Origin of the sequence: Microbacterium sp. AB (assembly GCF_032878875.1) — a bacterium.
GTDB classification, from domain to species: Bacteria; Actinomycetota; Actinomycetes; order Actinomycetales; family Microbacteriaceae; genus Microbacterium; species Microbacterium betulae.
In genome coordinates this window covers 2,690,901-2,715,570 of the sequence record NZ_CP118157.1, presented here as the reverse complement: position 1 = coordinate 2,715,570, position 24,670 = coordinate 2,690,901, and the positions used below count along the sequence as shown (strand labels likewise).

Here is a 24,670-nt window from a genome sequence, read left to right as displayed (position 1 = left end):
CGTCACCGCCGGACGTCGCCGACGTGCTCCCGATACCACCGGATCGTGCTCGCCAGCCCCTCGCGGAAGCCGATGCGCGGCGACCAGCCGGTCGACGAGAGCAGGGAGACGTCCAGCCGTTTCTGAGGCGTGCCGTCGGGCTTGGCCGTGTCCCACTCCGTCCGGCCCGTGTAGCCGACGAGCTCGGCGACGAGCCCGGCGATCTCCTCGACGGTGGCGTCGACTCCCGTGCCGACGTTGACCTGCGACGGGCCGTCGTAGTGCTCGAGCAGATGAAGGCAGGCATCGGCCATGTCGTCGACGTGGAGGAACTCGCGTCGAGGCGCGCCGGTGCCCCAGTTCCGCACGGACTCCCGTCCGTCGCGGACCGCCTCGTCGTAGCGGCGGATGAGGGCGGGCAGCACGTGCGACCGCGTGGGCGAGAAGTTGTCGCCCGGGCCGTAGAGGTTCGTCGGCATGGCGGAGATCCAGGGGAGACCGTCCTGGCGGCGCACGGCCTGGACCTGCAGGATGCCGGCGATCTTCGCGATCGCGTAGGCGTCGTTGGTCGGCTCGAGCGGGCCGGTGAGAAGGGCGTCCTCCCGGATCGGCTGCGTCGCGAGGCGAGGATAGATGCACGAGGAGCCGAGGAAGAGGAGCCGCTCGACGCGGGTCGCGCGCGCGGCGTCCATGACGTTCGTCTGGATCCGGAGATTGTCGCTGAGGAAGTCGACGGGGGCCGTGCTGTTGGCGAGGATCCCGCCCACGCGGGCTGCGGCGAGCGCGACGTAGCGTGGCCGCGTCTCGTGGAAGAAGGCGAACACGGCGTCGCGATCGCGGAGGTCGAGCTCCGCGGACGTCCTCCCCACGAGACGTCGGAAGCCGGCGGCCTCGAGCCTTCGCCACAGCGCGGAACCGGCCAGCCCCCTGTGGCCCGCGATGTAGAACGCCGCCTCGCGATCGAGCGGATCGCCGTCGGAGGCGTCGGCCGGAGCGCTCGTCATGCTGTCCCCTGCGCGCAGCCGCGACGGCGGCCGACGCGCTGCCCGGTCTCGCCGAAGGGGTTCTCGTCGTCGAGCCGTGGGACGGAGGACGGCCCGCTGGGCGCGGGTGCGTCGGAGGCGTCCGGCCAGGACGAGAGGCGGACCGTGTCGATCCAGGGGCGCCCGGCGTGCCCGAGCGCCTCGATGTCGGCGTCCACCATCAGCCGGGCGAGCTCGAGTCCCTCCACCGAGGGACTCCATCCGAGCCGATCCCGGGCACGGGACGCGTCGCCGACGAGCACGTCGACCTCCGTCGGGCGGAGATACCGCTCGTCGAATCGCACGTGGTCGTGCCAGTCGAGGCCGGCGTGCGAGAACGCCGCACCGAGGAACTCCGCGATCGAGTGCCCGACGCCCGTCGCCAGCACGTAGTCGTCCGGCTCGTCGACCTGGAGCATCCGCCACATCCCCTCGACGTACTCGGCGGCGTATCCCCAGTCTCGGATCGCCTCGAGGTTGCCGAGGTAGACATGCTCCTGACGGCCCGCGGAGATGGCGGCGACCGCCCGGGTGATCTTGCGCGTGACGAACGTCTCGCCGCGGCGGGGCGACTCGTGATTGAACAGGATGCCGTTGACGGCGAACATCCCGTAGGCCTCGCGATAGTTCCGCGTCATCCAGTACGAGTAGAGCTTCGCGGCGGCGTAGGGGGAACGCGGACGGAAGGGAGCGCTCTCGTCCTGAGGGGGCGTCGTGCTGCCGTACAGCTCCGAGGACGAGGCCTGGTAGAAGCGCGCGGGGACGCCCGCCACCCTCACGGCCTCCAGGAGGCGCGTGGTCCCCGTGCCGGTGATGTCGGCGGTGTGCTCGGGCTCCTCGAAGGACACGCGCACATGCGATTGCGCGGCGAGGTTGTAGACCTCGTGCGGAGCGATCTGCGACACGAGCGCGACGAGGCGGGATCCGTCGGAGAGGTCTCCGTAGTGGAGGAAGAGGCGTGCGCGCGGATCGTGCGGATCGACGTAGAGGTGGTCGATGCGGCTGGTGTTGAACGTCGAGGCCCGGCGGATCAGGCCGTGCACCTCGTAGCCCTTGGCCAGCAGCAGCTCGGCGAGATAGGAACCGTCCTGACCGGTGATGCCTGTGATGAGTGCACGCTGCTGCGTCACGGGGAACCTTTGCGGGGGAGGGAGGCGGCGCGGGGGCGTCGTCGTGACTGGGGTGGCATCAGCATACTGGAGTCCGGTTCGCCCGCCAGGCCCTCATGGATCCGGCCGGGGGCCGTGTGCGGATCGGCTCAGGCGACGGTGCGCTGCCGGTGGCCCTCGGCACGGGAACGGCGGACGACGTCGGACAGCAGCTCGGCGAAGCGGTCGACGGCGTGCTCGGCGTCCAGGACGGTCTCGCAGTACCTCCTTCCGCTCGCTCCGAGTCGGAGCGCGGCGGGCGCGTCGTGGCACAGGGCGAGCGCCGCGTCGAGGAGCGCGATCGGCTCGTCCGCCGGTACGACGACGCCCGCCCCGGCGGCACGGACCTCGTCGGCGGTGATGCTGTGGGCGTCGGTCGCGGCGAGCACCGGCCGGCCGGCGGCGAAGTACGACGTGAGCTTGCTCGGGACGGCCATGTCCGTCACGCCGGGACGCTCGTTGACGAGGAGCACGTCGGCCGCGCCGAGCGCGGCGAGGAACAGGTCGTCGCCGAGCGCGGGTGTGAACGTCAGGCTCGGGAGCTCCGCCGCCTCCCGGTGGAGGCGCTCCCGCTCGCTGCCGTCGCCCAGAAGCACGAAGCGGACCGCGGAGCCCCGCTCGTGAGCCGCTCTGGCGGCGGCGACGACGTTGTCGAGTCCCTGCTTGAGCCCCATGTTGCCCGCGTGCAGGACGATCCGCTCGTGCGGCCCCCAGCCGAGCAGCGCCCGCGTGCCCGTCGGGTCGGTCGGCGGCGTCCTGTCGACGTGGCTCCAGTTGCGGACGACGGAGATGCGTGAATCGTCGACCCCCAGATCGTCCCGGACGCGGGCGCGGAAGCGGTCGTGGATGACGACGACATGATCCGCGCCGTTGAGGAGACGCCGCTCCGCCGAGCGCAGTATCCTCGCGGCGAGTCCGTCGCCCTCGAGCTGAGACATCCCCTGGCCGTACAGATCCTGCACCCACACGACGAAGGGCGCGTCGCGATGCGTCAGACGCGCCCGCGCGGTCGCGATCCACGTCGCGAAGAGGGCGGGCGAGACGGCGACGACGGCGTCGGCGGAACCCCATGGCGTCGTGGCCAGGCGGATCCCGAAGGTGACCTCGGAGAGCAGACGGGCGAGGCCGCGGGGTCGTGCGGGGACGTAGTGGCGCAGCCGGAGCACCTCCACCCCCTCGGAGCGCTCCGCGCGCTTCCACTGGCCGTACCCCTCGTCGATGCGCCATGCGGGATAGTGGGGGTGCGCCGTCAGCACCTGCGTCGTGATCCCCCGCCGCGCGAGCCCTCGTGCGAGGCCGCCCGTGTACGGCGAGATGCCGGTCGACTCGGGCGGATAGTTCATGCCGAGCACGACCGTGCGGCGCAGCGGACGTGGCATAGCCTGAACATTACAACGATGCACGAGAGGCAGGGCGCCGTGGCAGACACGTCAGTGATCGATCTCTCGCGGGCGCCGGGCGAGCGGGCCAGCTGGGACCGGCCGGTCTGGGTCGTCTACGCCTGGTCGGTGTGCGAGCTGCTGTTCGTGAGCAACCCCTGGCAGATCAGCTCGCGGCTGCGTGCGCAGGTCCTCCGCGTCTTCGGGGCGGAGATCGGTCGCGGCGTCGTGTTCCGGCCCCGGACGCGGGTGAGGTTCCCGTGGAAGCTCCGCATCGGGGACAGGTCGTGGATCGGCGAGGGCGTCTGGTTCCACAACCAGGACGACGTGTCCGTCGGCAGCGACGTCGTCATCTCGCAGGAGACGATGCTCACCACGGGAAGCCATGCCCACCGGCGCGACATGGCCCTGCTCACGCGTGCCATACGGATCGACGACGGCGCCTGGCTCTCCGCACGCTGCCTGGTGCTGGGCGGCGCCCACGTGGGGCGGTCCGCCGTGGCCGCGCCCATGACCGTCATCCGGGGGGATGTGCCGGCCGGGGAGATCTGGTCGGGCAACCCCGCGAGAAGGACCGGTCTCCGTTTCCGGCGGGACGGGTCGTGATGCGCGTTCGCGCCGATGTCCGCGAGAGGCGCCTTCCCATCACGGTCCTCGTGCAGACGAAGAACGAGGAATCCGGGATCGGAGAGTGCCTGGACGCGCTGGGCGACTTCGACGAGGTCATCGTCGTCGACTCCGACTCGTCGGATCGAACGGCGGAGATCGCTCGGTCGCGAGGTGTCGACGTCGTCTCGTTCACGTGGGACGGCCGCTATCCGAAGAAGAAGCAGTGGCAGCTCGACAACGTGAGGACACGCCACGACTGGGTGCTGTTCCTGGACGCCGACGAGTTCCCCACGCCGGAGTTCGTTGAGGAGCTGCGCGCGTTCCCCTTCTCCTCCGTCGACGTCGCCGCCGTCGAGATCGATCTCGCCTATCGCTTCGCCGGTCGCATCCTCCGACACGGCCATCGTGTGACCAAGCGTGCGCTGGTGCACCGTTCGCGGGTGCGCTTCCCCGTCGTGGACGATCTCGACGCGCCCGGCATGGGGGAGCTCGAAGGGCACTACCAGCCCATCGCATCCGGGCGGGTCGTCTCGCTCCGCGCGCGCATCCTTCACGACGACCCGGACCCGGTCCGCACCTGGTTCGAGCGCCACAACCGCTACTCCGACTGGGAGGCCCACCTCCGCGAGAACGACCGCGTCCGCCGCGACGTCGCTCGTCGTCGAACGCTCAAAGGGCGGGTCTTCGACGCGGTTCCCGGCAAGCCCGTGCTGTTCTTCCTCTATTCGGCGGTGGCTCGAGGGGGCTTCCTCGACGGCCGCGCGGGCATCGACTACGCGATCGCGCTGTCGATGTACTACTGGCAGATCGGCCTCAAGACCCGGGAGCTGAGGCGAGACGCCGCCGGGGAGGCACGACGCGCGGACGGCCGCCCCCTCCGCATCCTCCAGGTCATCAACACGCTCGCCGCGACGGACGGAGGACCGCCGCGCAACGCCCTCGAACTCGGACACGCTCTCGGGCGCACCACGGGTGTCACGGACGTCATCGTCGAGATGAGGAGCACATCGGGCGCGACGGTGCTCGACGCCGACGAGGCGGACCTCCAGGGGACCGTGGTCCGACGGGCTCGGCGTCTCGCCGTCCGACGCGGTGCGATGACGCTGTCGCTCGTCGATTTCGCGCGACTCCTTCGGGCCGCGGACGTCGTGATCCTCCACGGCTACTATCTCTGGTGGCTGCCGGCGGTCGCTGTGCTCGCTCGGGTGTGCGGCGTTCCGGTGCTGCTGACCCCGCACGGGACGCTGACGGCGTACGACCGTGCACGCAAGCCCCGACGCAAGACGCTGTTCGACCTCGTCGCCTCCGTGCTCGTCGACCCGGGAGTGGCCGCCTTCGTGACGGGCTCCCCGGCCGAGCGCGCGGACCTCGTCCGCGCCCGCCCCGGTCGTCGTGTGGAGGTCGCGGGCATCGGCGTGGAGACGCAGGAGGGCGACGCGCCGGCCGCGCCCGTCGAGCGTGGGGAGCTGCATCTGCTGTCCGTGGGACGGATCGCGGAGAAGAAGCGCGTCGACCTCATGATCGACGCGCTCGCCGTGTGCCGTGAGCGGGGGGCCGACGCCTCGTTGTGCCTGGCGGGAACGGGCGATCCGCGGCTCGTGCGGAGGCTGGAACAGCTCGCGGAGAGGCGCGGCGTTCGAGAGCATGTCCGTTTCCTCGGCCATGTGGGGCCTGCAGGGAAGCGGGAGCTCTATCGGGAATCGCACGTCTTCCTCGCCCCGAGCGACGATGAGAACTTCGGCATCTCCCTCGCAGAGTCGCTGTGCCATGGACTGCCGGCGGTCACGAGCGACGCCGTCGCGGCGGCATCGTTGGTCGAACAGGACGCCGTCGTGATCGTCCCGGCGCCCGACGGGGAGCGACTCGCGTCGGCGATCGCGGAGATCGCCGAGCCCGAGCGCTGGCGGATCGCGGCCGCCGCCGCGCGGGAGAGCGCCCCGCGTGTCTTCGACTGGTCTGCGGTGGCGGGGCGCTGGCTCTCGATCGCCGAGAGCGTACGAGTCCGACATGGCGGACGCTGACGACCGGCGGACGCCCCTCCCCGTCATCGTCACGGTGAGCGCCGTCCACCCGTCCTACTCGGAGACGTTCGTCAGCAATGAGATCCTCGCTCTCCGGGAGCGGGGCGCGCGGGTCCTCTCGTACAGCCTGCGCCGGCCGCCGAGAGACCTCGTGCGTGCCGCCGAGCACATCGCGCCGCCCGCGGGGTTTCTCCGCCTGCTCCCCTGGGCCGTCCTCGCCGCCGTCGCACGACCCCGGCGGCTCCGGGTGCCCCGACTGCGAAGAAGAAGGGGGCTGCGCGCCGCGCTCTCGCGCTGGGCGGTCGACGCTCATGGTCTTCGCCTGGCCCGTGCCCTTCGGCGCCTGGGCGAGGAGCATGTCCTGCACGCCCACTTCCTCGCGCACACGGCGGAGGTCGCCGTGCGCGCGGCCGCGCCCACGACGCCGGTCGTGGTGACGGTCCATGCCGGCGATGCCGATCTTCGGCGGTCAGAAGACCATCGCGCCTTCCTCGGACGGGTCACGGCTTTCCGGTTCGCCAGCGAGGCGGTGCGACGCACCCTCCGTGCGGACCATCCCGAGGCGGGCGGCGAGGTGATCCCCTGTCTCGTGCACCTGCCGCCTCGCCGAACGCGCCTGCAGCCACTTCCGGACCGCCTGCGGGTCGTGACGGTCGCCCGCCTGATCGAGAGCAAGGGCTACGAGGAGATGATGAGCGCGATCGAGATGGCATCTCGCCGCGGACAGGTGACCTGGACCATCGTCGGCGAGGGGCCCGTGCGCGACCGGATCGAACGCTGGCAGCGTGATGCGGGGGGTCGGAACGTCACGACGATTCTCCGCGGCGCACTGCCTCACGCCGACGCGCTCTCGGCGCTTGACGACGCCGACGCCTTCCTTCTCCTGCCTCGCATGTACGGAGAGCGTGGCACCGTTCGCGACGGCGACGGCATCCCCGTCGCCCTGATGGAGGCGATGGCGCGCGGAGTGCCCGTCGTCACCACCGCCGCCGGCGGCATCCCCGAGCTCGTCGAGGACGCCCTGACGGGTGTCGTCCTCGACGGCGACGACGCTGCCCGCCTCGCGGATGCGCTCTGGGAGGCGGGACGCACGCCGCTGTCACAGGCGATCGTCGAGCGTGCAGAACGTCGTGTCCGGACGGACTACTCGCCCGCGACCGTCGCGTCGAGGCTCGCCGGGCTGCTCGGCGGCAGCCTCCGCCGCGGCGAGCAGTCGTCGTCGGGATGCGGCGCTCACTAGGGTGGAGTCGACCGGCCCGATTCGGGTGAGTCCCTTCCCGGGCGAGGAGCGCATGAGCGACGTGATCGCGATCTTCGGCGACTCGATCGTCGAGGGTCTCGGCGTGCGCGGCGGACGCTACGCCGACCTCGTCGCCGCACGGACGGGGCTCCGCCTGCTCGACTACTCCGTCAGCGGTTCCACCGTGGCGGACTCCGCGGAGCGGTTCCGGGCCGAGCCCGCGGACGTCGCGTACGCGGTCATCGCCCACGGCGTCACCGAGCCGATCCCGCGGCCGCGGGACGCAGCGCTTCGCCTGCTCCCTCGCCGCTACCGACGGCGCGGGTGGATGGACCCGCGGGCGTACTTCTCCCGGCGCAGATGGAAGCATGTGCTCGAGCGCGTGGAGTCCGCCCTGCGCTGGCGGACGAAGAACGTCCTCATGGCGTGCGCCGGGAGCGACGTCCTCCTGTCGATCGATGACTACGAGCGCGCGCTCCGCGCGCTCGTTCTCATGCTCGAGGAACGCGGCGCCGTGGTCCTCGTGCTCGGGCCGCCGCACATCGACGCCCGGTTCTTCCCCGGTGCGCCGGAGGGGCAGGCCCGGTACGCGGCGGTGGCCGAGAAGGTCGCGCCGCACTTCGTCGCCACACAGCCGGGCCTGAAGGCCTGGTCCGACTACTTCGCCGACCACTTCCACCCGAACGACTCCGGGCATGCGAAGCTCGCGGACCTCGTCACGACATGGATCGGCGACACGGAGTCCCGGCGAGGACGACATGCGCGGTGACGGGGAGCGCCTCGCGCGCGGCGGAGCCGTCCTCGCGGTGCATCTCTGGGTGCTGGAGGGGGCCCTCCGAAAGTGGGTGCCGGGGGTGGACGCGCTGTTCTACGTCCTCCGCGACGTCGTCGTCGTCCTGATCATCGCCGTCCTGATGCTGTCATCGGCGCGCGCCGCCCGACGCAGCGGCCTCCTCTGGGCGATCGGCATCGCACTCGGCCTGCTCGGCATCGTGCACGTCATCGGGGCGCTCGCGAGCCCCGCCGTCGCGCTCGCGGGACTGCGGGGCTACCTCGCTCCGCTGCTCATGCTCGGCCTCCTGTGGGCGTACGGCTCGGAACGCACCCTCGCCAGCGTGCTCCGGGTGATCGTCCTCTATGTGCCCCTCCAGGCCGCGATCGCGGTCGTGCAGGTCGTGAGCCCGCCCCGGTCCTGGATCAACCGCGAGGTCGTCGAGGATGCCGCTTCCTTCGTCAACGGCGACGTGGTGCGGGTCACGGGGACGTTCAGTGCACCGATCGGCATGACGCTCTTCCTCACGCTCGCCGCTGCGGCGGTGCTCAGCGCTGCGATGCGCTCGTCCGTCGCCCGGCTCTCGTGCATCTGCCTGGTCGTGCTCACGGTCGGGATCTCCGGTGCGCGCGGCGCGGTGGTCGCGGTCGCTGTCGTGTTCGCCGCGTGGCTGTGGAAGCTCGCAGCGACGCGGGGCGCGGCCGTCGTCAAGCCGCTGCTCGGCCTTGCCGTCCTCCTGGGCGCGACCGCATGGGTGATCAGCGCCGCCTTCCCGGGCGTCGTCCGCTCGTTCCTCGACAGATTCGCCACGGCAGCCGGGGAGGAGGACGTGGTCCGCCGGATCGTCGGCCAGACGCTCGGATTCGTGGCCTACGTCCCCTCCTGGATCGGGGAGGGCATGGGGGTGCACAGCCAGGTCGGGATCTCCCTCGGCTCCGGCGCGGAGTGGATCGAGACCGACTCCATCAGATGGGTCGCGGAGCTCGGGCTCGTCGGGCTCCTTTTCGCGATGGCGCGGCTCATCCTCGGTCTCTGGCTGGTCGGAGTCGTCGCGGTGCGGGCGCGCCACGTGTCGATGACTTTCGTCACCTTCGTCGCTGCTCTGGCGCCCGTGCTACTGTCCGGTCCCGTCACACAGAGCCCGACGACGCAGGGCTTTGCCGGGATCTGCGCGGGCGTCGTCGCTCTGGCCTCCGCCTCTGCCCGTCGTGACTCGTCGGTGTCGGCCACGGGGCCTGCGCGGCGGCGGACCGTGGACGTCTGATGGGCGGACGCAGGGCGTTGGCCGGCGCATTCACGCGTCATGCCTCCGGCCAGGTGGCGATCCAGGCAGTGCTCTTCGTCGTGGGCATCCTCATCGTCCGAAGCCTCGACAAGGACGAGTACGCCGCGTACTCCGTGGCGACGGCCGTTCTCGCCGCCGTCACCGTCCTCCTGGACGCCGGGGTGGGCGCCACTCTCCTCGCCGAGGGCGCGAAGCGGATCTCCCGTCCGCTCGCCGTCTCCGCGCTCTTCGCCACCGCCCGGCGGGCGCAGGGGCTGCTGAGCGCCGTGATCGGCGGCACGGCCGCGCTCTGGCTGTTCCTTCTGCTCACCGCGTCGGGCCAGACACCCGCCTCGTCGCTCCTCGTGACCCTGTCGTTCCTGCTCGCCTTCGCCCCGGTGCCCCACACGGCGCGCTACGAGGCCTACCTGCGTCTGACGTACCGCACGAGCCCGCTCCGGCGCGTCCCGCTGGCCTCCGCGGCCATCCGGCTCGTCGTCGTGCTGGTCCTGTCCGCGCTGGGGGTGCAGAGCGCCTGGGCGCTCGTGATCGCCATCGCCTCGGTCAACGTGATGTCTCTGATGGTCTACCGGTCCCTGGCGCTGCGCGAGATCCCGCGACGCTCGCCCCCGGAAGCGGAGCTGCGCGGGACGCTCTGGCACAACATCGCGCGCGCCCTCCCGTCCGTGGCCGCCCTGATCGTGTCGGAACAGGTCTTCCTCGCGCTCATCGCGGTGGAGGGAGGGGCCGACATCGTAGCGGAGTTCAGTGCGATGTCCCGATTCGGAGCGGCCTTTCTCATCGTCAATGCGGTGGTGACGGACATGGTCGCCCCACGTTTCGCGCGCACGGAGGCGCGACGTGCCGTGCTGCTTCCCAGATACGTCCTGTCCGTCGCCGTGTATGCCGCCGTGGTGCTGGCGTTCGTCGTCTTCGTCGCCGTCTGCGCGCCCCTGCTCCTGATGCTCCTGGGAGCGGATTACGCGGGACTCGAGGTCCCGCTGACCGTGATCGCCGCAGGCTTCGGGGCCGCGCAGACCGCTTACATGCTCAACGCCATCAACGCGTCGCGCGGGTGGCTCAAGCACTCGTGGATCCATCCGGCGCTCCTGCTCGTCTGGCTCATCGCGGTCCTCGCCCTGTTCGATCTGAGTGACATCGTGCAGGTGTCGCTCGCCTTCCTCCTGCAATGGCTCCCTGCGATCCTGATGCAATTGGTCCGGTCGGTCGCCGGATTCGTCGAACTCAAGCGACAGTGAGGGACCGGATCATGCGCGCACACTATGCGACGAACGTCTTCCATTACGCATACGTTGTCGACGCCCTCCGGCGTCTCTATGACGAGGTGTCCCTCAGCCGACGCTACGAGATCTCCCACCGCACGTTTGCACGGCTCGCGCCGTGGCTGCCGTCTTCGGCTCGACAGCTCGTGCGTCGACGCGTGGCGCCTGGGGACGGGGCGGATCGACGGTCGGTCCTCTGGGAGGCGAGCTTCGTTCCCGCGGTGCGCGGGCGGCTCGGCATTCCGCTGAGCGACCGCGAGGTCGTCGCGCTCACAGGCCGGTCGGCGGAATCGGCTCGCCGTGCCGCCGTCGGCGCGGCAGCCTTCCAATTCATCGAGGGACTCGGACATCGTGCGCTCAGGCGCGAGGAATTCGATGTGTCCGTCATGGAACGGCGGAGCCTGCATCACGGTGCGTTCGAGTCGACCGTCGAGGCATGGGGAGGATTCCCTCTGCAGACGTACGTCGACCCCCTTCGCGACGTCCTCGAGGAGGAGTACGCAGGAGCAGACGCGATCGTCGTCTACTCGGATGCGGCGCGGCAGTCCTTTCTCCAGCGCGGTCATGCGCCCGAACGTGTGTGGACGGTGCCTTTGCCGATCGTCGGACCACCGCCGGCTCCCGGAAGCGAGATCGCCAGGGATCCCTCATTGGCGATCTACGTCGGCCGGGGCCATATCGACCGCGGCCTGGATGTCGCCGTCGGCACGGTCGAGCGACTCGGCTCACCGTATCGGCTCGCCGTGGCAGGCCCCATGTCTCGTGACGTCCTGGAATGGATGCGCGGACATGACCGCGTCGATTACCTCGGCGTGCTCGGCGTGGAGGATCTCGGTCGTCTCTACGCCCGGGCGAGCATCCTGCTCGTTCCCTCCGTGGAGTCGTTCGGTCTCGCCCTTCTCGATGCCGCCGCGCTGGGCGTCCGAGTGCTGTGCCGAGAGACGTCGGGAGTGGGCCCGAGCCTGGGAGAGCCCTTCGCGCGTGTCGTCACCGGTCGCGACATCGCTGCGTGGGCGCATGCAGCGGCCGAGGAGTTCGCCGACGAGAGCGAGGAGCGGCGCGCCTCGCGCCGTGACGAGGCGCGAACCCTCGTCACACGGTTCACGCCCGCTGTCAGCAGCGAAGCGCTCACACGCGTGTACCGGGCTATCGGGTGAAGACCTGCTCGGCTCCTCAGCCACGGGAGCGCCGGGCGCGGCGGTTGCGGGTCGCCGGCTGGTCGGCGCGCGCGTCGTCGGCCCCCGGAGCGGGGGCGCCGTACCCGTATCCGTATCCGTCGTAGTCGTAGTACGCGTCCGGTCCCCGCGTGGGCACCATGGACAGCACCATGCCCGCGACGTTCGCGTGCACCGTCTCGAGCGCGTCGAGGGCGCCGCTCAGCTGAGGGCGCGTCGTCCGTCCGGCGGCGACGACGACGATCGCCCCGCCGGTCAGACGCGCGAGCACGGTCGCGTCGGTCACGGGCAGGAGAGGGGGCGCATCGAGGATGACCACGTCGGCTTCTTTTCGCACGCTCTCGAGGAGCTCCGTCATCCGGCGGGACCCGAGCAGCTCGCTCGGATTGGGCGGGACCTTCCCCGCGGGCAGCACGTAGAGACCATGTCGGCCCCATTTGCGCAGCACGTCCGGCAGGCGCACGCGTCCGATCAGCACGTCGGTGAGCCCGACGCCGCCCTCGATGCCGAGGTAGTCGGCGATCTTCGGCTTGCGGAGGTCGGCGTCGACGAGCACGACCTTCCTGCCCGCGTCGGCGAGGGCGATGGCGAGGTTGACCGAGGTCGTGGACTTGCCCTCGCCGGCCACGCTCGACGTGATGACGAAGCTGCGATTGCCCTCGATGTCGAGGAACTGGAGATTCGTCCGGAGGGACCGGAAGGCCTCGCTGCGCCGGTCGGCCGGATCCGCGTGCAGGATGATCGGCCGATCGCGTGCCTGCGGGTCGAAGGGGATGGCTCCGATGAGGGGGCTCGAGGTGAGCTGCTCGACGTCGCGGGGGGAACGGACCCTCACGTCCAGCATCGTGCGCAGAGCCGCTGCCGCCGCGCCGAGCACGAGTCCGGCGAGGAGGCCCAGCGCGAGATTGAGCGGCACGTTCGGGCTGACCGGATCCGCCGGGGCCTGGGCATCGTTGACGGGGGTGATCTTCACCGGGCTCGTCTCCGTCCCGGGAAGCGTCTCGACCTGATCGACCGCCTCGGTGAGGCTCATCGCGACGGCGTTCGCGATCTGCGCCGCGACGTCGGCGTCCTCGTCGGTCACAGTGAGCGAGATCACCGTCGTGTCGAGGGGCGACGAGGCGGTCACGCGCGTGGCGAGATCCGTCGCCGTCGTGTCGAGCGCGAGCTCGTCGATGACGGTGTCGAGCACGTACGGCCTGGTCGCCAGGGTGACGTAGGACTGCACGCGCGCCTGCGTGTAGGTGTTCCCCTGCTGCTGGTCCTCGATGGTCGTGCCCGCCTGCGAGGACACGAACACCTCGCTCGTCGCCTCGTACTCCGGCGTGCGGGTCAGCGAGTAGACACCTGCGGCCGCGACCGTGAGCAGCGCGATGAGGGCGATGAGGATGCTGTTCTTGCGCAGGATCCGGATGTAGTCGCGAAGCTCCACGGGAGACCCCTTCTGATCCCGGCCATCTTGCCACAGCGAGAGCGGATGTCCGGAGAGCACGGCCCGGCGCCGCGGGTCGGCCGTCGCCGCTCAGCTCAACGCCGCCCGAAGCACCCGGACCACCTGGTCGACGGCGGGGGCGATCTGCGCGCCGGCCATCTCATGGACGGGGTCCGGGCGACCGTGGGGATCGACGACGTCGTCTTCGCGGTCCGCGGGGAGCCCGGCGACGTCGCGCAAGCCGTCGAGGAGCAGGAGGAGCTCCCGGAGCCGTGCCGAGGGTCCGACGGCGCGGGACGCCGCATCCGACAGGGCGTCGTCGTCGGCGGCACGGGCGAGGCGTGCGAACTCGCGAAGCGTGAAGACGGAGCGGAGGACGGACGGATCGGTCTCGACCGCCCCGCGCCGGTGGCCGCGCGAGAGAGCGAGGACGAGATCGGCGCGACCGAGGTCGGCCGGGCGCAGCTGCCGTGCGCGGTGCGCGACGATGTGCTCCTCCCGCGCCCCGTGCTCCCGCGCGACCCGGGCGGTCGCGGCGTCGAAGGGCGAGCCCGTCAGCGCGCGCACGCCCGCGCTCGCGATCGACAGGCGAGGGTCGGCGATCCGCGCTCGCAGGAGCACCGCCGTCAGGGGGGATCGACAGACGTTCCCCGTGCAGACGGCGAGGACGCGTGGCATGGGATCCTCCCTCGCGGGTAGCGTTGCGGCGTGACTGATCAGCCTAGCGACGCGCCGTCGACGATGCCGCCCCGAGGACCGCGGCGATCGGCGCGCACATGGCGCTCGGGGAGCCGGACGACGCGTCGCTGGGGGACGGACCTGCTGGCGTGGGCGGCGGTGTGCGTGGGGCTCGGCCTCCTGCTCGCCGCCGCCGTGGAGGCGTATCTTCCTCGCGCGCCCGGGGAGATCGTCGGCACGCTCGTGCTCGTCGTCGCGATGGCGGTTTCTGCCGTCGTCGCGCTCCGCCGGGGGAGGCCGCGCGGGCTGCTGGAGCTCCGCCCCTCCGATCTCCTGTACGGAGTCGCGCTGGGCCTGCTCCTGCGCATCGCCGAGGGCTCCCTCGCGCTCGCGGCGGGGGACTCGGGGGCGCTGCCGGCCTTCGCGACCCTCGATGGGGAGATCCCCGTCGTCTCGGTGCTGACGACGGCCCTTCTCTCCGTCCTCGTCGCCCCCGTCGTGGAGGAGCTCCTCTTCCGCGGCGTCGTGCTGGTGACGGTGTTCCGCATCGCTCGGCGCGGTGTCGACGGCGCGCTGCTCGCGCTCGTGGCGTCCACCGCCGCCTTCGTCGGGCTCCACGCCGTCACGGGAATGACCCGGTGGGATCAGCCGGTGACGCTCTCGCTCGTGGGACTGACCTGCGGGATCCTCGTGCTCACGACCGGGCGCATCTGGGGCGCGGTCCTCGTCCACGCCGTCTTCAACGCGAGCTACGTCGTCCTCGCGGTCGTGGGGACCGTGCTGGGCTGAGCGCAGTCCGCGGTCGTCGACGCGCCGCCGCGAGACGTCACGACACGGCGTCGGGAATCCCCTCTGCCGTTCGCTCCGCTTCCGGCGCTATCCTGTGCGCACGAAGTCGCCCATCGTCGCGCGAACATCCGCGGCCGGTCCTCCGGCCGGAACGACGGGAGGCGACATGAGCGAACTGCGGGGGACCCGTCCTCCTCGCAGCCATGCCCGGTCGATCGTCGCCGGTACCCTTCTCGCGGCGTACACGGGGGCGATCCTTCTCGCGACCATGTGGCCGACGCCGATGGACCGCGGCTACTCCGCCGCGATCGAAGACCTCCTCGGCGTCCTCCACCGCAGCGGCCTGCCGTACTGGTTCGGCTACCGCAAGCTCGAGTTCGCGGCCAACGTCGCGATGTTCGCCCCCTTCGGCTTCCTCATCGGCTTGGTCATGCCGGCCCGTGCGGTCTGGACGGCATGGGTCCTCATCCCGGTCTTCTCGGCGGCCATCGAGCTCCTGCAGGGGGCGCTGCTGGCAGAGCGGTTCGCGAGCCCGTTCGACGTCCTCGCGAACACCGTCGGCGGCTACATCGGGATCTTCCTCGTCGCCGTCATCCGCAGGGTGATCTCGGGCCGCGACCGGAAGATGATCGCCGGCGCGATCTGGGATCACGAGGTGCGTCGCCAGGGGGCACGCGTCCGCCAGCGGTGAGCTCTCCGAGCCGAGCCGAGCCGGCCTCAGCCCAGGTTCGCCCCGCCCCGGTACCGCGCGCCGCGGTGGTTCCCGGGCAGCCGGTCGCCCCGTCCGAAGAGTCGATCGCGGAGGGACGTCGGCTCGCCGTCCTCGTGCAGCCGCCCGCGTCGGCGCAGCTCGGGGACGACGAGCTCGGCGAAGTCGCGCGCCGTCCCGAAGGAGTGGTACTGGCGCAGGTTGATGCCGTCGATGCCCGCCACGTCGAGCCACTGCTCGATCTCGTCGGCCACGACCTTCGGCGTGCCCGCGACGAAGAAGCGGTCCTCGCGCGACTCGACGATGCGATCGAGCGCCTCGCCGACCGTGCCGCCCGAGACGGGCAGGAAGCGTCCGGTGGCACCGGCCTCCCCGGCGTCCTCGAGCACCTTGGCGACCGGCGTCTCCCTCGGGTAGGCGGTGAGGTCGACCGGCAGGCTCGAGTGCGCCAGGATGCCGTCGACGCTCTGGTTCGCGCGGTAGGCGCGCAGCTTGTCCGCCGCCTCCTCCTCCGTCCTCCCGACGACGACGCCCGCCTGCACGACGAACTTGACGTCGTCGCCGGCGCGCCCCCGCGAGACGGCGGCGTCGCGCATGCCCTGTGCGTTGCGTCGGAAGTCCTCGATCGTCCGCCCTCCCGTGAAGACGACCTCGGCGTGCGTTCCGGCGAACGCGATGCCGGCGAGCGACCCCGTCGCCTGGTACAGGACGGGCGTGCGCTGCCGCGACGGCTCGGAGAGGTGAGGACCCTTCACGCGGAAGTGCTCGCCCGCATGGTCGATGTAGCGCACCTTCGTCGGGTCGGTGTAGACGCCCCGCTCGCGGTCGCGGATCACCGCGTCGTCGTCCCACGAGCCCTCCCACAGCTTGTAGAGCACCTCGAGGTACTCGTCGGCGATCTCGTAGCGCCGGTCGTGCGGGACCTCGCCGTCGAGACCGAAGTTGCGCGCGGCGTTCGGCAGATACGACGTGACGATGTTCCAGCCGATGCGCCCCTTCGTCAGATGGTCGAGCGTCGACATGCGCCGCGCGAAGGCGAAGGGCGGCTCGTACGTCGTCGAGAACGTCACACCGAAGCCGAGGCGCTTCGTCACGGCGGCCATCGCGGGGACGACGAGCAGCGGGTCGTTGCTGGGGATCTGGAGCCCCTCCCGCAGCGCGGTCTCGGGGCCGCCGCGGAAGACGTCGTACGCGCCGATCACATCGGCGAGGAAGATCCCGTCGAAGCCGCCGTGCTCGAGGATCTGCGCCAGCTCGGTCCAGTAGTCGAGGTCGTTGAACCGCTCGCGGTTGTTGTCGGGGAGCCGCCACAGCCCGTGGGTGATGTGGCTCGGGGTGTTCATCTCGAACAGGTTGACGATGAGCTTCTTCGGCTCGGTCATGCGGGGCTCTCCTCGCGGACGGCGGTGTCGTGTGCGCTCCTCGCGGCGCCCGCGGGCTCCCACCTCGGCAGCGTCCCGTTGAGCTCGAACTCGCCGATCGCGCGCCGTCGCTGCGCTGCCGGGTTGTGGGAGTGGATGGTGCGGACGTTGCGCCAGTGGCGGTCGAGCGCGACGCCGCGGCTCACGGCGGAGGCGCCGCCGACCTCGAAGAGCTCCGTGGCGGCCGAGAGCACGAGCGGGGAGACGACCTGCTGCAGCCGGAACACGTCGACGAGCACGTCCCGCAGCGCGTCCTCCTCTCCGCCGCGTCGGCGGGCGACGGCCCGTTCGACGTCGGCCGCCCCCGAGAGCACGAGGCGCGTGGCGGCGTCGACGGCGCTGCTGACCGAGCCGACGACGCCCTGGGTCACGGCGTCGTCGCGGGGGCGCGTCTCGCCGGGAGAGCCGAAGATCCGTCGGCGCGGGACGACGAACGCGAGCGTGTCGCGCAGGGCCGCCTGCCCGATCCCCGCGACGACGGCGAGCAGCACGAGCTGGAAGACCGCCGCCCGGTGGCCGTCGACGGCGAGGTCCCCTCCCGGCACGACGATCTCCGCGGGGTCGACGGGGACGGCGTCGAAGGTCGTCGTGCCGCTGCCCGTGAGGGGCTGCCCGAACCCGTCCCAGTCGTCGACGGACGTGACGCCGGGATCGTGCGCGGAGACGGAGACGAGCACCCGCTCGCCGTCGTCGAGCGCGCTCAGCACGATCCAGTCGGCGTAGATGCTGCCGGTCGTGTAGTACTTGCGGCCCGTGAGCAGGAGGCGCTCGCCGTCGCGATGCAGCGTCGTGGCGATCTCCGCGGTCTCCTGCCGTTCGGACTGCGCGTTGCCGACCAGGTCGCCGGCCGCGATGCGCTCGAACCAGGTGATCGTGTGCGCGTCGCCCGCGTCGCGTGCGAGCAGATCCTCGACGAACGCGATGTGCCCCCGGTAGACGTGGGCGAGATTCGAGTCGGCCGCCGCGATCCGCACCAGCCGTCGGACGAGCTGCTCGAACGAGACGCCGAGGCCCCCGTGGGCGACGGGCAGGCGCAACGCGCCGAAGCCGAGCGCCTGGAGCGCTGCGACGTCGTCGTGCAGCAGGACGCGATCGCGTTCGCGCTGCGCGGCGCTCGCGCCGACCTCGGAGAGGAGGCCGGAGAGGGCGCGGTCGAACTCCTCGAGCGTCGCCGGGCGGGGGAGAGGGGCGGAGGCACTCATAGGGCAGCGAGTCTATGGCGGCGATGCGACGCGCCGTGAACGCGCGTTGCGCAAGATTACCGCCCGTCCGCGGCGGTCCGGGAGGGGCCGATAGGTTTCTGCGGCACCCGGAGCCATCCGATCCTCCCGCCCGCACCGCGCCATCCCGTCGTCCGCAGCGACGTGCGCTCGTCTCTCAGGAGCAGACACACATGTCCTCACGCACCCGTCGTCTTCGCGCAGCCGCATCCCTCGCGCTCGCCGCCGCGGTTCTCGCGGGCTGCGCGAGCGCGGGCCCCTCGGACGCCGGCGGCGGCGAGAAGGAGGGCGGCACCCTCGTCTACCTCGACGCGGAGCTCACGAGCAACACCCAGCTGCAGTCGAGCGGCACCTGGCAGGACAGCGCGTACGTGACGAACATCACCGACCGCCTGATCTTCCGCGACCCCGACACCGGCGAGCTGCAGCCGTACATCGCATCGGCATGGACCGTGTCCGACGACGGCCTGAGCTACACGTTCGACATCGTCGACGGCGTCACGTACAGCGACGGCACCCCGCTCGACGCGGCGAGCGTCCGCCGCAACCTCGAATGGCAGGCGCGCGGAGACGCCGCAGGCGGCATCCCCGCCAACAACTGGTTCCCGGAGGTCGCCTCCGTCGAGTCCGACGACGACGCGCAGACGGTGACCGTCACGCTCGCGGAGCCGTATGCGCCGTTCCTCAACGTGCTCTCCTTCTGGCGGACCTCCCTCGTGGCCGACGCGACGATCGAGGCGAGCATCGAGGAGCAGTCGCAGATCACGGGCGTCATCGGGTCGGGCCCGTTCGTCGTCGAGTCGGAGAAGTACGGCGAGGAGATCGTCCTCGCCAAACGCGAGGGCTACGACTGGGCGCCGCCGAGCCTCGCGCACCAGGGCGAGGCCTACCTCGACGAGATCGTCATCATCCCCGTCACCGAGGACAGCGTGCGCCTCGGCTCGCTGACCTCGGGCGAGGCCGACGTCATCCGCTACGTCCAGCCGAGCGAGGAGGAGGCCCTGCAGGAGGCCGGCATCGACGTCGTCGGGGTTCAGGGCGCCGGCAACGCCAACGTGTGGGACGTCCGCCAGTCGGCCCCGTTCCTCGACGACGTGAACGTGCGACGCGCGCTGCAGCACGGCATCGACCGGCAGCAGATCATCGACGACCTCTACACCGAGAACTGGGAGGTCGCCACGAGCACGGTCACCCCCACGACCTTCGGCTACGTCGACCTCTCGGACGAGCTCGCCTACGACCCCGACGAGTCGAACCGCCTGCTCGACGAGGCGGGGTGGACCGAGCGCGACTCCGACGGCATCCGCCTCAAGGACGGCGAGCCGCTCCGCATCGTGACCTACGTCGACGTGTACGACAGCACGGCCAAGCCGCTGTTCCAGCTCGTGCAGTGGCAGCTGAGGCAGATCGGCATCGACCTCGAGATCAAGGAGACCGACTACGCCAACTACACGACGGTGCTCGAGGACACGACCGTGGGCCTCCGGCGCAACGGATGGCCGGAGGCCGACGCGTGGGTGCGGCAGACGGTGAACTACCACTCCGCGTTCAGCGACGCGTTCCTCCTGGCGGAGCCCGACACGACCCTCGACGGGCTGTACGACGCGCAGGCGGCGGCGACGGACGACGCGCGGCGCGCCGAGATCGTCGGGGAGATCCAGCGGTACGTCGTCGACCAGGCCTACGCGCTGCCGATCATCGACGACACGCAGGTGTTCGGCGTCCAGCCGACCGTGCACGACTTCCGGACCACCTATGAGGCGCGCCCGTGGTTCTACGACACGTGGACCGAGACCACGTGACCGCGACCACGTGACCGATACCGAACAGCGAGCTCGACGGGCCGGCCCGGAAAGGCATCCCATGCTCCTCACCATCGCGCGCCGGCTCGGGCAGTCCGTGCTCGTCGTCGTGCTGACGTACCTCTTCGTGTACTCCGTCCTGTTCCTGCTGCCGGGCGACCCGATCGAGAGCCGCATCGACAACCCCCAGAACCCGATCCCTGAGGACCAGGCTGCGGTCATCCTGTCGTACTACGGACTCGACCGCCCCGCGACCGAGCAGTTCCTCCTCACGGTCGAGCGCCTCCTGCGCGGAGATCTCGGCTACTCGCTGCGCGACGGGCGTCCGGTCGCCGAGCTGATGGCGCAGGGCATCGGCGGGACGCTCGCGCTCGCCTCGCTCGCGCTCGTCTTCGCGGTGGTGCTCGCTCTCGTCGTCGCGTTCGTCGCGGCGTTCGCCCCCTGGCCGCGCGTGCGCACGCTCGTGCGCACGCTGCCGGTGCTGGGGCTGTCGACGCCGAGCTTCCTCATCGGCCTGTTCCTGCTCCAGCTCTTCGCGTATCAGCTCGGCTGGTTCTCCTCCATCCGCGACGAGGGCTTCAAGTCGCTCATCCTCCCCGCCGTCACGCTGGCGATCGGCGTGAGCGCGCCGATCGCGCAGGTGCTCATCCAGGGACTGACCCGCGCCTCCCGGGAGCCGTTCGTGACCGTGCTGCGGGCATCCGGAACGTCCCCGAGCCGCATCATCGGACGACACATCCTCAAGAACGGCTCCATCCCCGCGCTCACGCTGCTCGGCCTCACCGCGGGCGAGCTGCTGGCCGGATCGGTGATCTCCGAGACGATCTTCTCGCGCACGGGGCTCGGCTTCCTCACGGAGCAGTCGGTGCGCGCCCAGGACGGGCCCGTCGTGCTGGCCGTCGTCATGTTCGTGTCGCTCGTCTTCACGACGGTGAACCTCGTCACCGATCTCGTCTATCCGCTGATCGATCCGAGGATCTCCACGCGTCGCGATCGTCGTGCGCAGCCCGCCCCCGAAGGAGTCGCCGCATGAGCCGGATCACGGAGGAGGCCCCCGTCGCGGCGGTGCGGACGCGAGGCGTGCGCGGATCGTCGAGGCTGAACGCCCTCGACGCGGTGGCGATCGCCTTCCTCGCGTTCCTGGCCGTGGCGATCGTCGCCCCGGGGCTGCTCTCGCCCTACGACCCGCTCGAGGCCGTTCCCGGTCAGACCCTGCTCGCACCGAGCCTCGAGCACCTCTTCGGCACCGACTACCTCGGGCGGGACCTCTTCACACGCGTCGTGCACGGCACCGGGCGGACGATCTTCGCGTCGTTCGTCGCCGTGCTCCTCGGCCTGGGGGCCGGCTCGCTCCTCGGTCTCGTCTCGGCCTCCTTCGGCCGCGCCGTCGACACGGCCATCAGCCGCATCGTCGACGTGCTCCTGTCCATCCCCGGCCTCCTGCTGTCGATGGTGGTCGTCGTGGCGCTGGGATTCGGCACGCTCAACGCCGCCATCGCCGTCGGCATCGCCTCGGTGGCCACCTTCGCGCGTCTCATGCGCTCGGAGGTGCTCCGCGTGCGCTCGCTGACGTTCGTCGAGTCGGCGCGGCACATCGGCGCCGGCCCGCTGACGGTGCTCGTGCGCCACGTGCTGCCCAACTCCTACGGGCCGGTGCTCTCGATGACGGCCCTGCAGTTCGGGTCCTCGATCCTGTGGATCGCGGCGCTGAGCTTCCTCGGCTACGGCGCCCCGCCGCCGCAGCCGGAATGGGGACTGCTCGTCGCCGAAGGCCGCGAGTACATCGCCTCGAACCCCTCGCTGACGCTGTTCCCCGGCCTCGTCATCATCCTCACGGTGCTCGCGGTCAGCCGCGTGAGCGGGCTCGTCGCGAAGACACCGGACGGGGCGGAGAGATGACCGGCCGCGGGCCCGACGAGGCCCCCGCGCTCGCCGCCGAGAACCTCGCCGTCTCGTACCGGCGCGGCGGCGTCCCGCGCGCGGTCGTGCACGGGGTCTCGCTCCGCGTCCCCCGGGGAGCGACCGTCGCGCTCGTCGGGCAGTCGGGCTCCGGGAAGTCGACGATCGCGCTCGCCGCCGCCGGCCTGCTCCCCGGCAACGGGGCCGTGACGGGCGGGGCGATCCGCATCGGCGACGAGGACGTGACCGCGTACGACGACCGTGCCTGGCGCACGCTGCGCGGGCGGCACGTCGGCTACGTCCCGCAGGATCCGCTGAGCTCCCTCGACCCGCTGCAGACCATCGGCTCGCGCCTCCGCGGCGAGCTGAGGGGCCACGGCGTCGCCCGGCGCGACCGCGCGCGGCGTTCCGTCGAGCTGCTCGAGCACGTCGGCATCGCCGACGCCGCGCACAAGCTGAGGTCGTACCCGCACGAGCTGTCGGGCGGGCAGCTGCAGCGCGTGCTCATCGCCGTCGCGATCGCCGGGAGCCCGAGCCTGCTCATCGCGGACGAGCCGACATCGGCCCTCGACGTGACGGTGCAGCAGACCATCCTCGATCTCATCGAGAGGCTGCAGCAGGAGCTCGGGCTCTCCGTGCTCCTCATCACGCACGACCTGGCGCTCGCGAGCGATCGCGCATCGGAGATCGCGGTGCTCCGTGACGGCCGTCTCGTGGATCGCGGCCCGACCGCGGAGGTGCTCGACGCGCCGTCGGACGTCTATACGCGGACGCTGTTCGCCAACGCACCCGCACTGACACCCGATCGCTACCGCGAGCGGGTGCGCGCGGAGGAGGACGACGGGGCGTCGGTCGCGATCACGGTGGAAGGGCTCGTCAAGCGCTTCCCCGGCACGTCGTCGCCCGCCGTCGACGGCATCGACCTCGCCGTGCGACGGGGGAGCATCCACGCCCTCGTCGGCGAGTCCGGGTCGGGCAAGTCGACCGTCGCGCGCGCGGTGTCCGGGCTCGCCTCGTTCGACGACGGCGTCATCCGCATCGGCGACAGGGAGCTGCCCCGCCGGGCGCCTGCGTCCAACCCGCACGCGCGGGAGCTGCAGCTCGTCTATCAGAACCCTCTCGCCGCGCTGGATCCGCGTCTGTCGGTGAGGAGGGCGGTCGAGGAGCCGCTGGCCCTGCACGGCTCGCTCGACGCCGGAGAGCGCCGCGCTCGCGTCCGCGCCGCGCTCGATCGGGTCGCGCTGCCGTCCGACGTGCTCGAACGACGGCCGTCCGAGCTCTCCGGCGGTCAGCGTCAGCGGGTGGCGATCGCGAGGGCCCTCGCGCTCGAGCCGCGGATCCTCGTGCTCGACGAGCCGACGTCCGCCCTCGACGTGACGGTGCAGGCGCAGATCGTCGATCTGCTCATGGACCTGCGCGACGAGGAAGGCCTCAGCTACCTCTTCATCTCCCACGACCTGAGCCTCGTGAGGCAGATCGCCGACGAGGTCTCGGTGCTCGAACGCGGCAGGCTCGTGGAGCACGCGTCGTCCGCGCGGCTGTTCGCCGCTCCGCAGCACCCCTGCACCGCGCGCCTCATCGCCGCGGTCCCGGGCCGGGGAGGAGCGCCGAGCCGGTCCCGGCGTCCTGCCGCTGCGGCGGCACCCGTCGGCTGACGGAGGAGGAGCGCGCCCGGCGAAGCGCGGGAGGCGCCGGAATCGTCGACGCTTTGCCGCGTCGCGCTTCATCGGCTAGCATTGATCTTTGGTGCCCGTTCCGGGCGCCGCGAACGTGAGCCCTCCACAGCGAGCGCTGGCCGGATGTCGTCGGGCCAAGCCGCACGGAGCGGGATTCACGAACGTCTCCGTTCGAAGAGAAAGCAGCACTCCTGTGACGCGCACTTACAGCCCGAAGGCCGGTGAAGCCCAGCGCGAGTGGCTCGTGATCGACGCCACCGACGTCGTCCTCGGCCGCCTCGCCTCGCACGCAGCCGCGCTCCTGCGCGGCAAGCACAAGGCGACCTTCGCCCCCCACATGGACATGGGCGACTTCGTCATCATCGTGAACGCCGACAAGGTCGCGCTCACGGGCCAGAAGCTCCAGCAGAAGAAGGCCTACCGTCACTCGGGCTACCCGGGCGGCCTCAAGTCGGTCACCTACGCGGAGCTCCTCGAGAAGAACCCCGTTCGCGCTGTCGAGAAGGCAGTCCGCGGCATGCTCCCCAAGAACACCCTGGGTCGCGAGCAGCTCGCCAAGCTGAAGGTGTACACCGGGTCCGAGCACCCGCACGCCGCGCAGCAGCCCAAGACGCACACCCTCGACCAGGTCGCCCAGTAAGCGCGCGGCACTTAAGGACTTCATCGTGGCGAACGAAATCGAAACCGAAGACATCCAGAACTACTCCACCGAGACGCCGGCCAACGACGTCGTCGTGGCCGAGCGCCCCGTCGTGAGCGTCCCCGGCGCAGCGGTGGGGCGTCGCAAGCAGGCCATCGCCCGCGTGCGCATCATCCCCGGCTCGGGCTCCTTCACGGTAAACGGGCGCAGCCTCGAGGACTACTTCCCGAACAAGCTGCACCAGCAGCTCATCACCGACCCGTTCACGGTCCTCAACCTGAACGGCGCCTACGACGTGATCGCCCGCATCAACGGCGGCGGCCCCTCCGGCCAGGCCGGCGCGCTCCGGCTCGCGATCGCGCGCTCCCTCAACGAGGTCGACCGCGAGAACAACCGTCCGACCCTCAAGAAGGCCGGCTTCCTCACGCGCGACGCGCGCGTCATCGAGCGCAAGAAGGCCGGTCTCAAGAAGGCCCGCAAGGCTTCGCAGTTCTCGAAGCGCTGAGTAGAGC

22 protein-coding genes are annotated in these 24,670 nt (G+C 71.1%); 15 read left to right on the top strand and 7 right to left on the bottom strand.

From position 1 onward, the window contains the following. Positions 1 to 2 precede the first annotated feature (2 nt). The 3 genes from N8K70_RS12855 to N8K70_RS12845 all read right to left on the bottom strand — a co-directional run bounded on the left by N8K70_RS12855 (position 3) and on the right by N8K70_RS12845 (position 3,528). On the bottom strand, positions 3 to 983 hold the full coding sequence (locus tag N8K70_RS12855) for a GDP-L-fucose synthase family protein (RefSeq protein WP_317138742.1): 981 nt from the start codon (positions 981 to 983) through the stop codon (positions 3 to 5). Beyond that, positions 980 to 2,131 (bottom strand): GDP-mannose 4,6-dehydratase, encoded by a 1,152-nt coding sequence (gmd, locus tag N8K70_RS12850; RefSeq protein WP_317138741.1) that lies wholly within the window; start codon positions 2,129 to 2,131, stop codon positions 980 to 982. The genes N8K70_RS12855 and gmd overlap by 4 nt, the downstream gene beginning before the upstream one ends. A 128-nt stretch (positions 2,132 to 2,259) precedes the next feature. Further along, positions 2,260 to 3,528: a glycosyltransferase gene (locus N8K70_RS12845; RefSeq protein WP_317138740.1), complete on the bottom strand. Its 1,269-nt coding sequence runs from the start codon at positions 3,526 to 3,528 to the stop codon at positions 2,260 to 2,262. 39 nt (positions 3,529 to 3,567) lie between these two features. Here N8K70_RS12845 and N8K70_RS12840 point away from each other — a divergent pair, with 39 nt between their 5' ends. From N8K70_RS12840 to N8K70_RS12810, 7 genes are read left to right on the top strand one after another with little or no spacing between them, the layout of a single operon-like run. Then, on the top strand, positions 3,568 to 4,134 hold the full coding sequence (locus N8K70_RS12840; protein ID WP_317138739.1) for an LbetaH domain-containing protein: 567 nt from the start codon (positions 3,568 to 3,570) through the stop codon (positions 4,132 to 4,134). Continuing rightward, positions 4,134 to 6,158 carry a glycosyltransferase gene (locus N8K70_RS12835; RefSeq protein ID WP_317138738.1) on the top strand — a complete coding sequence of 675 codons (2,025 nt, stop codon included), beginning with the start codon at positions 4,134 to 4,136 and terminating at the stop codon, positions 6,156 to 6,158. The genes N8K70_RS12840 and N8K70_RS12835 overlap by 1 nt, the downstream gene beginning before the upstream one ends. Continuing rightward, entirely contained in the window at positions 6,145 to 7,398 is a 1,254-nt protein-coding gene (locus N8K70_RS12830; protein WP_317138737.1) for a glycosyltransferase family 4 protein, read from the top strand. Before N8K70_RS12835 ends, N8K70_RS12830 begins: the two co-directional genes overlap by 14 nt. Before the next feature lie 52 nt (positions 7,399 to 7,450). Beyond that, positions 7,451 to 8,167: an SGNH/GDSL hydrolase family protein gene (locus N8K70_RS12825; RefSeq protein ID WP_317138736.1), complete on the top strand. Its 717-nt coding sequence runs from the start codon at positions 7,451 to 7,453 to the stop codon at positions 8,165 to 8,167. Further along, positions 8,157 to 9,434 carry a hypothetical protein gene (locus N8K70_RS12820; RefSeq protein ID WP_317138735.1) on the top strand — a complete coding sequence of 426 codons (1,278 nt, stop codon included), beginning with the start codon at positions 8,157 to 8,159 and terminating at the stop codon, positions 9,432 to 9,434. The genes N8K70_RS12825 and N8K70_RS12820 overlap by 11 nt, the downstream gene beginning before the upstream one ends. A 53-nt stretch (positions 9,435 to 9,487) precedes the next feature. After that, entirely contained in the window at positions 9,488 to 10,693 is a 1,206-nt protein-coding gene (locus N8K70_RS12815) for a polysaccharide biosynthesis protein (protein WP_317138734.1), read from the top strand. 11 nt (positions 10,694 to 10,704) lie between these two features. After that, entirely contained in the window at positions 10,705 to 11,874 is a 1,170-nt protein-coding gene (locus tag N8K70_RS12810) for a glycosyltransferase (protein WP_317138733.1), read from the top strand. A gap of 16 nt (positions 11,875 to 11,890) precedes the next feature. On the opposite strand, the gene N8K70_RS12805 is transcribed toward N8K70_RS12810, so the two are convergent. Together N8K70_RS12805 and N8K70_RS12800 are read right to left on the bottom strand one after the other, a co-directional pair. Next, complete coding sequence (locus N8K70_RS12805; RefSeq protein WP_317138732.1) at positions 11,891 to 13,324, bottom strand: polysaccharide biosynthesis tyrosine autokinase; 1,434 nt, start codon at positions 13,322 to 13,324, stop codon at positions 11,891 to 11,893. 90 nt (positions 13,325 to 13,414) lie between these two features. After that, positions 13,415 to 14,002: an arsenate reductase/protein-tyrosine-phosphatase family protein gene (locus N8K70_RS12800; protein ID WP_317138731.1), complete on the bottom strand. Its 588-nt coding sequence runs from the start codon at positions 14,000 to 14,002 to the stop codon at positions 13,415 to 13,417. Between the two features lie 30 nt (positions 14,003 to 14,032). Between N8K70_RS12800 and N8K70_RS12795 the strand changes: the two genes are divergently transcribed. Continuing rightward, on the top strand, positions 14,033 to 14,791 hold the full coding sequence (locus tag N8K70_RS12795; protein ID WP_317138730.1) for a CPBP family intramembrane glutamic endopeptidase: 759 nt from the start codon (positions 14,033 to 14,035) through the stop codon (positions 14,789 to 14,791). Between the two features lie 166 nt (positions 14,792 to 14,957). Then, positions 14,958 to 15,482, top strand: coding sequence for a VanZ family protein (locus N8K70_RS12790; protein WP_317138729.1), 525 nt, complete (start codon positions 14,958 to 14,960; stop codon positions 15,480 to 15,482). 26 nt (positions 15,483 to 15,508) lie between these two features. Here N8K70_RS12790 and N8K70_RS12785 read toward each other — a convergent pair whose 3' ends face one another. Further along, entirely contained in the window at positions 15,509 to 16,882 is a 1,374-nt protein-coding gene (locus tag N8K70_RS12785; RefSeq protein WP_317138728.1) for an LLM class flavin-dependent oxidoreductase, read from the bottom strand. Then, a complete protein-coding gene (locus tag N8K70_RS12780; protein WP_317138727.1) occupies positions 16,879 to 18,123 on the bottom strand; it encodes an acyl-CoA dehydrogenase family protein in 1,245 nt (414 codons plus the stop codon). The genes N8K70_RS12785 and N8K70_RS12780 overlap by 4 nt, the downstream gene beginning before the upstream one ends. A 191-nt stretch (positions 18,124 to 18,314) precedes the next feature. On the opposite strand from N8K70_RS12780, the gene N8K70_RS12775 reads away from it, so the two are divergent. The 6 genes from N8K70_RS12775 (at position 18,315) to rpsI (ending at position 24,663) form a co-directional block, all read left to right on the top strand. Next, positions 18,315 to 19,943 (top strand): ABC transporter substrate-binding protein, encoded by a 1,629-nt coding sequence (locus tag N8K70_RS12775; RefSeq protein WP_317138726.1) that lies wholly within the window; start codon positions 18,315 to 18,317, stop codon positions 19,941 to 19,943. A gap of 61 nt (positions 19,944 to 20,004) precedes the next feature. Beyond that, complete coding sequence (locus N8K70_RS12770; RefSeq protein WP_317138725.1) at positions 20,005 to 20,976, top strand: ABC transporter permease; 972 nt, start codon at positions 20,005 to 20,007, stop codon at positions 20,974 to 20,976. Further along, on the top strand, positions 20,973 to 21,842 hold the full coding sequence (locus N8K70_RS12765) for an ABC transporter permease (RefSeq protein WP_317138724.1): 870 nt from the start codon (positions 20,973 to 20,975) through the stop codon (positions 21,840 to 21,842). The genes N8K70_RS12770 and N8K70_RS12765 overlap by 4 nt, the downstream gene beginning before the upstream one ends. Continuing rightward, on the top strand, positions 21,839 to 23,497 hold the full coding sequence (locus tag N8K70_RS12760) for an ABC transporter ATP-binding protein (RefSeq protein WP_317138723.1): 1,659 nt from the start codon (positions 21,839 to 21,841) through the stop codon (positions 23,495 to 23,497). The genes N8K70_RS12765 and N8K70_RS12760 overlap by 4 nt, the downstream gene beginning before the upstream one ends. Before the next feature lie 214 nt (positions 23,498 to 23,711). Beyond that, positions 23,712 to 24,158, top strand: coding sequence for a 50S ribosomal protein L13 (gene rplM, locus N8K70_RS12755; RefSeq protein ID WP_317138722.1), 447 nt, complete (start codon positions 23,712 to 23,714; stop codon positions 24,156 to 24,158). Between the two features lie 37 nt (positions 24,159 to 24,195). Continuing rightward, positions 24,196 to 24,663 carry a 30S ribosomal protein S9 gene (gene rpsI, locus N8K70_RS12750; protein ID WP_394357840.1) on the top strand — a complete coding sequence of 156 codons (468 nt, stop codon included), beginning with the start codon at positions 24,196 to 24,198 and terminating at the stop codon, positions 24,661 to 24,663. The last annotated feature ends 7 nt before the right edge of the window (positions 24,664 to 24,670 follow it).